A 12,648-nucleotide genomic window follows, 5' to 3' on the forward strand; every position below is an offset into this window, starting at 1 on the left:
GGACCAGGTGGAGCCCGTCGAGGAACCGGACCGGCGTATCCCGCCTCCCCTTTTGCCACTCACGACAGGGGAGGCGGCCGGTACCTTCGTGGGGATGACGGTCGCATCGCGGGCCGGAAGCCCGGCGGCTACCACGGCCCGGACGGACACCGGACTACCCGCCGTATGGCCGTCTCCCCCGCCGGAAACCAGAGGGAGACGGCCATACGGCGGTTGACGATGTAGCCGAAGCCGTCGGTACAGCCCTGTCGATGCGGTCCGCGTCCTCCTCCCGGCCGGTGAGGCGTTTCTGGGCGGCGCGGCGGACCGCGTCGGAGATGGTCATCACCAACGCCGATCCGCTTGCCGCGGAGCCATTTCCGCAGTTCAGGAATGTCGTAGGCCTTGTCGGCATGGAGGCGTCGGGGCTTGAAGTGGCGGCCGCGGTGGGGGTCGTGTCTCGTTTGGTGACCGAGCACCATGGGCTTCAGCGCTTGGCTGTCGTGGGTGTTGGCGGCCGAGAGGCCGACGACGAGGGGCAGTCCGTTCGCGTCCGACAGGACGTGCATGAAACGGTCATGAGGCCGAGCGGAATGATGCGTACGCCACAACGCCGCCTCCTTAGCTGGCGGGGAGCGCCATTCGACCCGTGCGGTATTCCTGCCTGGCGCGGATGGCTGAGCAGTCCGTCTGTGCGACCGGGAAACGGCGACCCGCGCGACCGGCGTGTTCATCCGGATGGCCAGGTTGAGCTCAGTCCGTAAGGGAAGCCGGTGGTGATGGGGATGACGACGCGCCGGGTGCGCGGGCGCGGAGGCGGCTCGAGGTCAGGACGAGTTCCTCCGGTACGAGCATCTTCTCCAGGACGAACCGGCCGAGCAGGCCCTGCGGCCCGGTGACGACCAGGACGTGTCCCTCCGTGGTCAGGCGCAGCTCCCTCCACGGGTGGCTCCACTGCGGCAGATAGCCGAACTCCCACAGCTGGAGCCGGCGGGTGGTCGTCGTCAGGGAGTAGGACGTGTAGTCGCTCTCCTTGAAGGGCGGTGGCGCCGGAGCGCCGTCGGGGACCAGCTTCACCCGGTACTGGCTCAGTTGCGTCTCGCCCGCATCGAGCGTGTCCCTGCGGACCTCGGCCTTGACCCCGTCCCGGTGCGCGGTCACTGCCCCGCCAAGGGCTCCCAAGAGGCCCAGGACGAGGCAGATCGTCAGGTTGAGCCACCAGGGCCAGCGCTCCGTACCGTCAATGGCGATCGGCACGACGCACGCCGCGCCGGCGATCCCGCCCCAGATCGCGCCGCGCCGCACACGTCTACGGCGCGCCACGTCCGCCTCGCCCGCCGCTGCCCCTTCGACCGTCCCGTCCATTCACTCCCCCGCCCCCTCGTGGCACAGCTGTCACTGCCCGTCAGCACCGTACGTCACCACGGCGGTTCAGCGCACTGATCTGCCATGAACGCCGTACGCGGGTGGGCGGGAAAGCCAGGAAGGGCCGACGCGCGGGTCTCGGGCCAGTGGAGGCAGCACGGCGAGGCGGCTGAACGGTGACGTCACCTGCCCGATCGGTGTGGGCAGCCGGTCGGAGGGAGCCGGCCCAGGAGGATTCTTGTGGCTACGGACCGTCAGAGTGCGGGCCGGACCACGGAAGCAGGGGTCAGCGCGCGCGTACGCCCTCGATGGCGATCGCAAGCAGGAGGTCGGCCTCGGCCGGGCCGTCGGCGTCCTGCTCGGTGGCCAGCGCGATCGCGCCGACGAGTTTCAGCAGCTGGGTGATGGTGATCTCGGGGCGGACGGCGTCTGCCGCTCGGGCGCGTGCGAGGAGCGCGTCTCCGGCATTGGTGATCATGTCGTGGCAGCTCTCGCCCAGCGCCGGGTCTGCGTCGCGCATCAGGGACGCCCCCAGTCCCCGGTTGGCCACGGCGTGTGCGCCGACGGCGCGAAGCCAGGTGGACAGGGCCTGGCCGGGGTCGGGTTCGGCGAGCAGATCGCCGGCTTTCGCGCACAGAGCCTCCACCCGGTCCTTGAAGACCGCCTCCAGGAGCGCCTGCCGGGAGGGGAAGTGGCGGTGCAGGGTGGCCGAGCCGACTCCCGCGCGGCGGGCGACCTCCTCCAGGGAAGCGTCGGCGCCGTTCTCGGCGATCAGGGCCCCGGCGGCGGCCACGATCTTCTCCAAGTTGCGGCGCGCGTCGGCGCGCATCGGCCGGCGGGGCGGGACGGCGGCGTCATTGGGCACGGGCACTCCTGACGGGTTGAAAAGTGGGGTGGTCCTCCATATCGTAGCGAACGAGAAACGGAGGGACACCCCACTTAAGGGGTGGCTCCCCTTCCGCATGGACGCGATGGAGAAGAACATGAAGCCGACGCAGAAGACCGTCGTGGTGGCGGGAGCGACCGGCCTGCAGGGCAGGGCCGTGACGCATCACCTGCTCCGCGGCGGCTGGCAGGTGCGCGCACTGACGCGCGACCCGAACGGGGCGCAGGCCACCGCACTGGCGCAGGCCGGAGCACAGGTGGTGCGGGCGCAGATGGAGGACGTCGGCTCCCTGACCGCCACGGCCGAGGGCGCCTGTGGCCTGTTCAGCGTCCAGCCCACCGTCGGCTCGCCCGGCACCGCGCCGGACTTCAGCGCCGAGGACGAGGTGCGCTGGGGTGTGAACGTCGCCGAGGCCGCGCACGCTGCAGGCATCGGGCACTTCGTCTTCACGTCGGTCGCCGAAGCGGACCGGCACCTTGAGGAGAAGCTTCCGGTGAACCTGGTCAGCAAGTGGCGGATCGAGCAGCACATCGCCGCGCTCGGCCTGCCCGCGACGATCCTGAGGCCGGTGTCCTTCATGGAGAACTTCACCGGCGGATACGCGCTGCGGAACGGGAATCTGTCCACCGGGCTCGCGCCGGAGGTCCCGCAGCAGGTCTTGGCCGTCGACGATGTCGGCGCCGTGGCCGCGCTGGCGTTCTCCCGGCCGAAGGAGTGGATCGGCCGGGAGGTCTCCCTGGCGGGGGACGAACTCACGCCGGTTCAGATCGCCGCTGCCATCGGGAAGGCGCTCGGCATACCGATGCCCTACGTTCAGGTCCCGTTCGACGCGATCCGGGCCCTGAGCGAAGACTTCGCCTACGCCAACGAGTGGCTCAACACCCTCGGCTACCGCGCCGACATTCCCGCCACCCGGAAGATCCACCCCGCCGCGATGGACTTCGGCACCTGGCTGGAGCGAACCGGTGCGTCCCAGATCGCCGCGTTCCTGGACTCCACGCGCACCGCAGGGCAGGACGCGTGAGCGCCCGCACCCACGGCCTCGGACGCATCGGGATCTGGGCGGGAGACTTCGACCGTCTCTCCGCACCCGGGGTCCGTAAGGCCGCCGCCGTGATCGAGGACCTCGGCTACGGCACCTTGTGGTTCCCCGAGATCACGGGACGGGAAGCCATGGCACAGGCCGCGATCCTCCTGGCGGCCACCCGGCACATCACCGTGGCCGCCGGCATGACCGACATCTACGCCCGCGACCCGGTCACGACCGCCGCCGCGCAGCGCACCCTTCAGGAGGCCTTCCCCGGCCGGTTCCTGCTCGGCCTGTGGGACAGCCACCCCAGCCTGGCCGAGGACATCCGCGGCCACCGCTACCGCCCGCCTCTGACCACCATGCGCTCCTACCTCGACGCGCTGGACACCGCCCCGTTCGGGCCACCCGACACGGCTGCCTCACCGCACCGCGTACTCGCCGCCCAGGATCCCGACATGCTCGCCCTTGCCGCCGAACGCGCCCGGGGCGCAACGGTGCTGGGCATGCCCATCGAGTACACCCGCACCGCCAGAACTGTTCTCGGAGACGACGGCCTGTTGGCCATCACCCAGCTGTGCGTGCTCAGCCACGACCCTGCGGACACCGCCGACCTGGCCCGCACCACGGCCGCGGCCGCCCTGCCGAACCGCCGCGAACTGCTGCGAGGACTTGGATACGAGAACCCTGAGGCGCTCAACGACCGGCTGGTCGACGCGCTGGTGGCCCACGGCAGTGCCGAGGACATCGCCCACCGAGTCAAAGAGCACTTCGACGCCGGAGCCGACCACATCAGCCTCCACCTCATGACCACCACACCCGACTCCCCGCCCGCACGGCAGTGGGAACAACTCGCCCTGCACCTCCCCGCCTGACCGGGCTGCTGGCCGCCGCCCGCCTGCCAATGGGTGAGGAGCCACGTCACCACCGCCTGCCGGTCCAGGGCTTGTGTCCGTGCCGCCCACGCGGGGAAGCCGCAGGATGTCCGGGGCGACTCCTCTGCCGCAGCGGGGTGCTGTGCCGGTGCTCTCCAAGAGACTGCATCCTTTGGCCTACTGTGTTGTCGGCCCTGCGGAGGACGATCTTGCGGCACCGCCACGAGAGAATTGATCCGTGCGAACAACCATCGGATACACCGTCGAAAGCATCGGCTACGTCGTAGGAGCCCAGGGGCTTGTCAGCTTCGCTTCGCAGGCCCTCTTCGGCACGGAGTGGGGCTGGATGCACAAGGTCGTCGACCTTCCGTCCACCGCTTACCTCGGCATCGTCGTCGTGGGGCTGGCGCTCATCGTCGGCGGGGTGAAGACGCGGAAGGCGCCCCAGCGCCGGAAGGTCGCCTGACCGGCGGGCCTTTCAGCCCACGACTCCCATTTCCGTGTCGTAGCGGTCGAAGCCCGCAGGCCGCCCGCCGCGTGGCCCGCGCCTACAGCGGGCGGCCTTGTGGTGGCTCTGCTCCGGGCCGGTCGCCAACTTGTCATAGAGCCGGTAGAGGGTGGCCCGGCCCCCAGTGCGATCGCCCGCGCGACTCGGTTCGCTGATACAAAGCCAAAACGACTGGGTTCGCTGAGCAAACGCCTCGATTGGATGGGAACAGACAAGGACTACGGACGGCGCAGCGAGCGGGTGAGGATGTTCTGTGCCATCGGACTGTAGCCGGCCCCAGACACACGACAGCGCGGGCCGCCACCGAGTGGTGGCGGCCCGCGCTGGGGTTCGTCAGAGGGGTCTCTCAGGCGGCGGACCGCAAGGTCCTTTTCGGCTCTGACACAAGGGCCTGGCCCCGTGGCTGCCCCCACAAAACCGCTTGCGGCAGCCCTGCGTGGACGGGTCGGCGGCCGCGCTATGAGTTGATTACCGCGCCCGCCTTGCCCTGCGCCTTGGCGAAGGCCTCCCCTGCGCGATCCTGGGCGAACTTGGCGACCCCGAACGGGACATTGGGCTTGGCCTGCCCAGCGGCTCCGGCCAGGGCCGCTTCTGGCACCTTGTCGGCGGTGATGTCACCAAGACCATTGGTGGGGCCGTCGGCGAAGGCCGGGACAGCGACGGTAAGCGAGACGGCGGCCAACAGGGCGACGGTGAGGATGCGCGGCACGGGCTTCATACGCTGGGAAACGATCACGCCCAAGGAACGTCACCAAGGCTTGCGTGCCCGGGAGCTCCCCCAGGGCGCCACCGGGTATCGCGCGACCCCGGCGGGGTGCTTAGCCAGCAGCCGTGGCCGGTCCGCCCCCAACCGCGGAACGTCTTCCACACTCACGTCCAAGCGCAAGCGCTTGAAGCGCAGCGGGTGACGAAAAACGCCCCGGTCAACGGCCCGATCCGCGCTGACCTCCGCCACCACATCCGGGCGGACCAGCACTGTGTCCACCTTCACCAGGATCCCCTCCACCCCGGAGACGTCGGTCCACGTCTCCAGCCACTCCCTCGCCTTGGCGAGGTCGGTGGTCATCGGGCACAGCGTCCAGGGCGCGGTCAGCTGGTGGGTGTCGAAGAGGTCCTCGAGGATCCGTCGACGCTCGTGATAGGGCCGGGTGAGGAGTTCGGTGCCGTCTTGCTGGAGGACGTCGAAGGCGATGAAGAAGGCTGGGGTCTTCGCGGCCAGCACGGCGGCGGTGCGGCCGCGGGCGGCGGCCCGGCGCTGGAGCGCTTCGAAGGACAGACGTCCCGCCGCGGTGTCCCAGACGACGAGTTCGCCATCGAGGACCAGGCCGTCGGGCAGCTGCTCGGCGGCGGCGACCAGGTCGGGGAAGCGGCCCTGGACCAGGGAGCCGCGCCGGGTCTGGAGCAGCACCCGGCCACCGGGGCCGGCAGGGGTGAAGAGGATGGCGCGGTGGCCATCGAATTTCTGCTCCAGGGCCAGGCCGCCCGCCAGGACGCCAGGACCGGGGACGGACTCGGCGGCCTGGGCGAGCCCCGGCTCGAAGGGCGCTCCTGGCGCCGCTGGAGCACCCGGTCACCTTGCAGCGCGTCTGCGACGAGCAGTACCGGGAGTACGTCCACGCCCTCCAGGTTTCCGTCGAGGAGCCGCAGCCCGCGACCGGGCCGTGGGGTTTCGCCGAGGACCACGGGACAGGCGGCGGCCACCGGACGACCGTTGACCCTCCGCGTCACCAGGCCGAAGCCACCCAGGACCCCGGCGATCCCTTCCCCGCGCTCCTCGCCGGCATCGCCCCCACAGCGGCCACACCCCCGGCTTCCGCCCCGACCCCCCTCCGGCGACATCGGCCAGACCAAGGGGACAGCCAAGGACGGGGACACGGGCCACGACCCGGCTGGCCAGCCTGCCGAACCGGGCCCGGTCCCGGTCCCGGTCCCGGTCCCGGTCCCGCAGCAGACGACCGGTGCACCCTCGGGGGCGGTTCCGGCCCCGCAAGCCGGGCCGGTCCCAGGCGGCGAGAACACCACGGGCGTGCGGATCGACATGCTGGGGCCGCTCCGCATCACCGGCGGCACCAGCTCCACGCATGCCCACACCCCCCGCACCACCGCCGTCGCAGCCCTCCTCCACCTCCGCCCCGGACGCACCGCCGCATACCTCTGCCGGGCCATGGACCCGGTCAACCCGTGGTCCACCCGCACCCTGCACTCCCGCCTGTCCGAACTCCGCAACGCGATCGGCTTCACCCAGGACGGGCAGCCGCTCCTCCCCCGCCCCAAGGCGGCCGCCGGCGGCGGGTACGCCTTCCACCGCACCGTCACCTCCGACTGGGACCTCTTCAAGCGCCTGGCCTCCCGCGCTCTGGCCGCCGGACCGCAGGACGGGACCGCCGACCTGGAAAGCGCGATGGCACTCGTGCGCGGCAAGCCGTTCGACGGGCGGGCCCTGCCATGGGCAGACCCGGTCGTCCAGGAGATGCTGTCCCGCATCACGGACACCGCGCACCCTCTGGCCCGCTGGCACACCGACGGCGACTCCCCCGATCTCGACGCCGCCCGCCGGACCGTGCTGCACGCCCTTGAGGTCGAGGAGACCTCCGAGGTTCTGTACCGGGATCTGCTGAACATCGAGTGGGCGGCCGACAATCCGGCCGCGATCCGCCGTACCGTCGCCCGGCTCCAGCAGATGGCCCGAACCTACGACATCACCCTTGAAGGCCTCACCGAGGACACCATCCAGCTGGTGCTGTCCGGCCGCCCGGCCCCGACGCCTACTGCTGCGCGCTGACCCCGGACGTGGGTGTGGGGCCCGCCGGCCGGCAGACCCCACACCACGCACCCAGGCATGACCGGGCCGCCGCTGGTTCCAAGGGAGAGTGACGTCGCCGAGTTCTGGAAACGCCTGAGTGCTTGCTTCGGGCCCATGGTTGTGCTCTGCAGGGGGCCCGGGTACTACCGAAGTCCAAGGTCGATCTGTACGCCCGACCCTCTTGCGGGTCGGTGCCCGCCACCGGCCGCAGGGCTGGCTCCAGCGCAGCAGCGGACGAAGGCGCTGGTCCCGCGGACGGTCAAGCCCCGAGATGCAGGGTCATGCTCCGCTCGGCAGGGTGGGGCTTACTGGAACCAGGCGCCGCAGGGCGCCGGAAAACGATCGCAGGAGCTCGAGACGGACCGGCACGCACATCAGGAGTCAGCCGTGGCGATGGTAGGACTGTTCTGGATCACCGAGGACTCGGTGTACGTAGGTTCCCCGCCGGACGCGGAAGGGCACTGCGTCCGCATCACCTCCGAAGGGGTACAGGCTCGGGGCCCGGACGGCATCCGGGCGTGGCCGTGGTCGATCCTGCGCTCCGCGGGCGTGGACGCCGCGCCCGTGGAGGACGAGGCAAGGGGCGGAGGCCGCTTCCTGGCGGCGGTGCTGGAAGCGGTGGTCACGCTGGGGTCCAGCTACGGCGGAGAGGAACCGCCACAGATGTTCCTGGTCCTGGAGACGCAGGACGGTGCGGAAGAGGTGCGGGTGCCGGCGGCGACCAGGGGCTACACCTCCCGGGAGATCGCCTTGTCCCAGCGCCTCCTGGCCCGCTTCCGGGAGGGCACGGCAGACCCCCGGACCCTCACGACCTGGAGCCGGGACCACAGAGGTGGCACACCGAAACCGCCCGAGCGCGAGGCCCTCCTGCGGGAGTGGACACACGCGTGAGCCCGGTGGGCGGACGGCTCAAATCCGCGCAGGGCTGCACCGTGGCTCAGGACGCGGCGGCCCAGCGCCTTTCCCCGTGCGTAACGGATTGATCCACATACTTGAGCAGACATGGCGGACCTCGGCTGATGAACTCCCTGGTTCAGAGGGTGTCTGCGGGTAGGACGTGTCCCGGATGGGTCAAGATCGTTGGCAGCGCATGAACACCACTACCACTCGTGCGCTTGCCGCTGTTGCTCTTGCGGGTGCCACGGTCCTTGGAGGGCTCGCCGCCCCCGCCAATGCCGCACCTGACCCGAGCGTGATGGGACAGGTTGCGATCCCGTTCGTGAGCCAGCGCCGATTCGCGACCAAGGGGTTTCTGACTACAGACCAGAAGACGAGGTCAATCGTCATGGGCTACAGGGGGACAAAGAACCTCAACACCTGGGTGAGCAACGCCAGGCTCTTCCTGAAGCCCGCGAAGCTTCCGAAGCCCTGGGACGGCGCACAGGTGCACACCGGGTTTCAAGCGGCTCGCAAATCACTGGGCTAGCGCGGCATCCCCGAGGCCCCGAAGACCTCGCGTGTCTTGAGTCGGTGGTACGGACGGCAGACCGGCTGAACGCTCCCGACTGTGTCCGTCCCGCTGAGCCCCCACCCCGCGGGTGGGGGCATTTTGGAGTTCTCCCTGGTCAGGCGCCGAATTTGTCACCTGATAGTCGGTTCAGCCTGCGCACGCGACTGTCGGTGACGGCGATGGGCAGGACTGGACGGAGCGACGCTTAGGACCCCCGGTGTCGGGAGCCAGGGATGTCAGGGAGTCCAGCTCAACGATCCTTGGACTCCGAGCGGGAAGGTGAAACCGATTGAGTAGTCCAGCGCGTGTGCTCCTCCTGCCGCCCACCTCGGCGGAGCCCGCAGCCACCCGCACATGACGACCAGGCGGTGAGCTACGGCGCCACTCCATCCGGGGAACCGCATGCGGCTCGGAGGTCCGTAAGTGCTCAGCACCGCGTAGGACATGAGGCTTGTCCAAGCTTCAATGCCAGCCAGGACGTCATCCCACTTGGTGCCTGTCGGCGGAGTCCATTCCTCGCCCTCTGGAAGCTCGCCCACATCTGCGGCGAGAGCCTCGGCGATTTGGTCCAGAGCCCAGATGCAGTCCCCCTCGGATTCGATCTGCCGGGCCTTGATGGTCACCCGCGTTGCCTCAACCGCGTCCGGTTCGGCTGGGAGATCGTGGCTCGCAGCGGAGACCGTCGCCGTCCCGGATGCTCCTGCCGTCGGCAGCTAGTACTCCAGCTGTAGATCGTGATCTTCATCATTGATGAATGAGTGCCAGGCGGCCCCGTTCCGCAACCCAGTGTCACCATTCGGGTACTTTGGGCTGACGCGGGCCGACCTCGGGGAGTGAGCGATTATGGCGACGGTGCTGGTGACGGGCGCGACAGGGAACGTCGGTTCGAAGGTCGCCACGGAGCTGCGTGAGCGTGGCATTTCGGTCCGTGCCTTCGTCCGTGACCTGGATCGTGCGGCCGCCGTTCTCGGCGGCAAGACCGAGATGGCGCACGGCGACTTCGCAGAGCCAGCGTCTGTCCGGCGGGCACTCGACGGTGTCGAGCGGATGTTCCTTCTCTGCGCGAACGACCCCAGGCAGGTGGAGTACGGGACGAACGCGATCGACGCGGCAGCGGCCGCGGGTGTTCGGCAGGTGGTCATGCTGTCCACGATCGGGGCAGGGGCCGGTTCCTCGACGGTCTTCTTCGACCAGCACGGCCGCATTGAGGAGCACCTGCGCGGCTCGGGCATCCCGGCGGTGGTGCTGCGCTCAAGCCACATGATGTCGAACATCCTCGGTTCTGCCACGACCATCCGGCAGGCAGGCCGCTTCTTCCTCCCCGCCGGTGACGCGCGAATCGCAATGGTCGATCCGCATGACGTCGCCACCGCCGCTGCCGCGGTGCTGGTCACGTCCGGGCATGACGGCCGGACTCACGTCCTCACCGGCCCGGAGGCGATCACCTACGCCGAGGTCGCGCGGCTGCTGTCGAGCGCCCTGGGCCGCCCAATCGAGTACGTGGACGTCCCGGACGACGCGGCGGTCGCGGGGATGGCCCAAGCCGGCCTGCCGCAGTGGCTCGCGGAGCAGGTGGTGGCTGTCTTCGAGGCGCTGCGCGGCGGTGAGAACGCGTCCACCACCAGCTCGGTACGGGAACTGACGGGCCGTGAGCCACGCGGCTTCGAGGAGTTCGCCCGCTGGGCAGCCCCGTTGCTGGTCGGCGAATAGCACCTCCTCAGCGCCGGCAAGGCGCCACGAGCCCGCCGGGGCGCTGCGCCGTGGCGTTGGTGCGCAGACGGGCGACGCTTGATACGCATCGCCCTGGCCACGACGAGATCCGACGCCTGCTCGACACACTCGTTCGTACGTTCCTCGAGCCTACGGGCTCCCAGAAGCCGGCGTCGACCCGGCACGAGAGGCCCGCGCGCCGCCGTCGGCGGCCCCCGACGCTGCGATCCCTGACCCGGGCAGCCGGACACGGCATCGTCCGGGGAGCAGCGACCACCCTCGGCGCGTTCCTGATGGGATCGACCATCTGGTGGATCCAGCAGCACTGACCGCAGGCCGGATCCCCTGACCCCGTCCGGCGCCACGAGCCGGACGGGGTTGGGGGAACAGAGTCCCTCCGCGGCCGGGGCGCGGTCTGGTGGCATGCCGCCTGTCCGGTGGCCGGCTCGCAGCTCGCGGAACGGCCGTCCGAGCCTGCGCTCGACGGCCGCCGTCAGGTAGGCGTCCAGCACTTCCGGGCTGGTGATCCCGCCAGTTCCTTGCTCACCTCGGCTGCCAGCAGCATGATTTCCGCCTGGTAGGCGTCGAAGTCGGCCCCATACCGCCGCCTGATTGCGATGATCTTCGACACCGGGACACCTTCGAGGTCGGCGGGCGCGGCCAGGCGGATACCGAGGGCGCCGATCACGCCCTGGTCTGCGGGAGAGGGTGACCAGACCGGTCGCCGAGCAACGCGGCCCGCAGACCGTCATCCGACCAGCTGAGGCTTGCGGCGTGCGCGGCGGTCGAGTCGGCGACCGGGACCAGGTGGTTGGCGGCGGCGAGGCGCTCGGTCAGCGCGCACATGTAGATCCATGCGAGCTCTGGGTGCATGCCGATGAACTCGTCGTCCGGGTCCGTGCCGAGCTCCATGCCGAACATCAGCTCGCGCAGCGCGGGCGGGATGCGGTTGCGGCTGATTCCGAGCAGGTTGGTGACCGCGGACCGGTCGTCGTCGCGGCGATGATCCCAGTGAGAGTCCGCGGGGGACATGGCCGAGGCCAGTCCATCAGTCCGGTGTTAGCGAACATGGGGAGGGCCTCAGCGGAGTCGCCGGAAATCCAGTGCCGGTCGCGGATCCGCTGCGGGTGATCCTCGATCAGGTTGACAAGGGCGAGGCTCAGGTTAAGCGCAGTGCTCCCAGGAGCGAGATCGAGCACGAAGTCCAGCTCATCAATGAGAGCCCGTACGGTGTCAGAGTCTTGGATGGTGTGCTGGGGCGGGACAATCCTTGCCATCTTCGGCCAGTACAGTGCGGCCATCTTCACCCAGAAGCCGCTGCGGAAACCCATGTACGGGTAGTACAGCCCGATCCTCGGTTCCATGGCGCCCATCATGCCCGCGGGCGGGGGTGCTTTTGAGCCGCAACACGTTCGGTCCTGCGAGGCCTTGTCCCCGCCCGAGGCGGGGCGCGTTCAGGGGTGGAGGAAGCTGTTCACGTAGCGGCGGGCCGCTGCCTCGCTGGTGCCGAGCGCGGTCGCCACAGTCCCCGTCGGGACCCCGTCGGCCAGCAGCTCACCCGCCGCGTCCGCACCCGCCTCCGCGATGACGTACTGAAGAGCGGCCAGCGCCTTCAACGCCACCAGCGGTTCCTCCCCCGCCAGACTCCCCAGCCGGCCCTCAAGCTCACCCAGAAGCCCGATGAGCGTCTCGGGCAGGGCCACCGCGGCATCCCTGACCACCGTCAGATGCGCCGTAATCGGCGACCGGCCCGGACAGGTCCACATCCGCCTCGTACAAGGGCCGCTGGCCGTCGAGCACCGTCCAGTCCAGCGGATACTCGGCCGCGGCGCGCCAGCCGCACGAACACGCGCCCCGCAGGACCGCGGCCCGGGGCCGCCCGTACCGGCCGTCGTAGGCGTGCCAGGCCGTCGAGGACGGCATGTCCGCACCACTGCCCACGTCGTAGTATGAGGTTGATCCCGGGGAGTGGACACCGGGTTTCATGCGACGAGTGACAGCGTACGTGTCGTGCTCAGTTGTTGTTCGAACTCGGCTGGTGTGCG

The 12,648-nt window shown here is 69.9% G+C and carries 15 protein-coding genes; 7 read left to right on the top strand and 8 right to left on the bottom strand.

The annotated features are described in order from the left end of the window. Nucleotides 1–128: 128 nt before the first annotated feature. The 3 genes from ACZ45T_RS38675 to ACZ45T_RS38685 all read right to left on the bottom strand — a co-directional run bounded on the left by ACZ45T_RS38675 (nt 129) and on the right by ACZ45T_RS38685 (nt 2,209). Nucleotides 129–713 carry a transposase gene (locus ACZ45T_RS38675; protein WP_468449096.1) on the bottom strand — a complete coding sequence of 195 codons (585 nt, stop codon included), beginning with the start codon at nt 711–713 and terminating at the stop codon, nt 129–131. Between the two features lie 19 nt (nt 714–732). Further along, the gene (locus ACZ45T_RS38680) at nt 733–1,344 is read right to left on the bottom strand and encodes a hypothetical protein (RefSeq protein WP_468449098.1); all 612 of its coding nucleotides are present in this window, start codon (nt 1,342–1,344) and stop codon (nt 733–735) included. Between the two features lie 286 nt (nt 1,345–1,630). Beyond that, a complete protein-coding gene (locus ACZ45T_RS38685; RefSeq protein ID WP_468449100.1) occupies nt 1,631–2,209 on the bottom strand; it encodes a TetR/AcrR family transcriptional regulator in 579 nt (192 codons plus the stop codon). Between the two features lie 118 nt (nt 2,210–2,327). On the opposite strand from ACZ45T_RS38685, the gene ACZ45T_RS38690 reads away from it, so the two are divergent. The 3 genes from ACZ45T_RS38690 (at nt 2,328) to ACZ45T_RS38700 (ending at nt 4,598) form a co-directional block, all read left to right on the top strand. Next, complete coding sequence (locus ACZ45T_RS38690) at nt 2,328–3,254, top strand: NmrA/HSCARG family protein (RefSeq protein ID WP_468449102.1); 927 nt, start codon at nt 2,328–2,330, stop codon at nt 3,252–3,254. Beyond that, complete coding sequence (locus tag ACZ45T_RS38695; RefSeq protein WP_468449104.1) at nt 3,251–4,132, top strand: TIGR03620 family F420-dependent LLM class oxidoreductase; 882 nt, start codon at nt 3,251–3,253, stop codon at nt 4,130–4,132. The genes ACZ45T_RS38690 and ACZ45T_RS38695 overlap by 4 nt, the downstream gene beginning before the upstream one ends. 238 nt (nt 4,133–4,370) lie before the next feature. Then, nucleotides 4,371–4,598: a hypothetical protein gene (locus ACZ45T_RS38700; protein WP_468449106.1), complete on the top strand. Its 228-nt coding sequence runs from the start codon at nt 4,371–4,373 to the stop codon at nt 4,596–4,598. A 499-nt stretch (nt 4,599–5,097) separates the two neighbouring features. Here the strand turns inward: ACZ45T_RS38700 and ACZ45T_RS38705 are convergent, their stop codons facing one another. Both ACZ45T_RS38705 and ACZ45T_RS38710 read right to left on the bottom strand, forming a co-directional pair. Continuing rightward, the gene (locus ACZ45T_RS38705) at nt 5,098–5,376 is read right to left on the bottom strand and encodes a hypothetical protein (RefSeq protein WP_468449108.1); all 279 of its coding nucleotides are present in this window, start codon (nt 5,374–5,376) and stop codon (nt 5,098–5,100) included. A 12-nt stretch (nt 5,377–5,388) separates the two neighbouring features. Then, nucleotides 5,389–6,129 (bottom strand): ATP-dependent DNA ligase, encoded by a 741-nt coding sequence (locus ACZ45T_RS38710; protein ID WP_468449124.1) that lies wholly within the window; start codon nt 6,127–6,129, stop codon nt 5,389–5,391. 537 nt (nt 6,130–6,666) lie between these two features. Between ACZ45T_RS38710 and ACZ45T_RS38715 the strand changes: the two genes are divergently transcribed. The 4 genes from ACZ45T_RS38715 to ACZ45T_RS38730 all read left to right on the top strand — a co-directional run bounded on the left by ACZ45T_RS38715 (nt 6,667) and on the right by ACZ45T_RS38730 (nt 10,603). After that, complete coding sequence (locus ACZ45T_RS38715) at nt 6,667–7,422, top strand: AfsR/SARP family transcriptional regulator (RefSeq protein ID WP_468449110.1); 756 nt, start codon at nt 6,667–6,669, stop codon at nt 7,420–7,422. 408 nt (nt 7,423–7,830) lie between these two features. Beyond that, entirely contained in the window at nt 7,831–8,334 is a 504-nt protein-coding gene (locus ACZ45T_RS38720) for a hypothetical protein (RefSeq protein ID WP_468449112.1), read from the top strand. A 199-nt stretch (nt 8,335–8,533) separates the two neighbouring features. Next, on the top strand, nt 8,534–8,869 hold the full coding sequence (locus ACZ45T_RS38725; protein WP_468449114.1) for a hypothetical protein: 336 nt from the start codon (nt 8,534–8,536) through the stop codon (nt 8,867–8,869). A gap of 867 nt (nt 8,870–9,736) precedes the next feature. Next, nucleotides 9,737–10,603 (top strand): SDR family oxidoreductase, encoded by an 867-nt coding sequence (locus tag ACZ45T_RS38730; protein WP_468449116.1) that lies wholly within the window; start codon nt 9,737–9,739, stop codon nt 10,601–10,603. Between the two features lie 493 nt (nt 10,604–11,096). On the opposite strand, the gene ACZ45T_RS38735 is transcribed toward ACZ45T_RS38730, so the two are convergent. The 3 genes from ACZ45T_RS38735 to ACZ45T_RS38745 form a co-directional block, all read right to left on the bottom strand. After that, nucleotides 11,097–11,291: a hypothetical protein gene (locus ACZ45T_RS38735; protein WP_468449118.1), complete on the bottom strand. Its 195-nt coding sequence runs from the start codon at nt 11,289–11,291 to the stop codon at nt 11,097–11,099. Next, on the bottom strand, nt 11,288–11,635 hold the full coding sequence (locus tag ACZ45T_RS38740; RefSeq protein ID WP_468449120.1) for a hypothetical protein: 348 nt from the start codon (nt 11,633–11,635) through the stop codon (nt 11,288–11,290). Before ACZ45T_RS38740 ends, ACZ45T_RS38735 begins: the two co-directional genes overlap by 4 nt. Before the next feature lie 422 nt (nt 11,636–12,057). Continuing rightward, nucleotides 12,058–12,306, bottom strand: coding sequence for a hypothetical protein (locus ACZ45T_RS38745; RefSeq protein ID WP_468449122.1), 249 nt, complete (start codon nt 12,304–12,306; stop codon nt 12,058–12,060). Nucleotides 12,307–12,648 lie beyond the last annotated feature (342 nt).

Source organism: Streptomyces sp. NPDC030995, from assembly GCF_055571215.1.

Coding starts and splice junctions, on each gene's coding strand:
- ACZ45T_RS38675 (WP_468449096.1), bottom strand. CDS start 713: ATGAACACGCCGGTCGCGCGGGTCGCCGTTTCCCGGTCGCACAGACGG.
- ACZ45T_RS38680 (WP_468449098.1), bottom strand. CDS start 1,344: ATGGACGGGACGGTCGAAGGGGCAGCGGCGGGCGAGGCGGACGTGGCG.
- ACZ45T_RS38690 (WP_468449102.1), top strand. CDS start 2,328: ATGAAGCCGACGCAGAAGACCGTCGTGGTGGCGGGAGCGACCGGCCTG.
- ACZ45T_RS38725 (WP_468449114.1), top strand. CDS start 8,534: ATGAACACCACTACCACTCGTGCGCTTGCCGCTGTTGCTCTTGCGGGT.
- ACZ45T_RS38730 (WP_468449116.1), top strand. CDS start 9,737: ATGGCGACGGTGCTGGTGACGGGCGCGACAGGGAACGTCGGTTCGAAG.
- ACZ45T_RS38740 (WP_468449120.1), bottom strand. CDS start 11,635: ATGTCCCCCGCGGACTCTCACTGGGATCATCGCCGCGACGACGACCGG.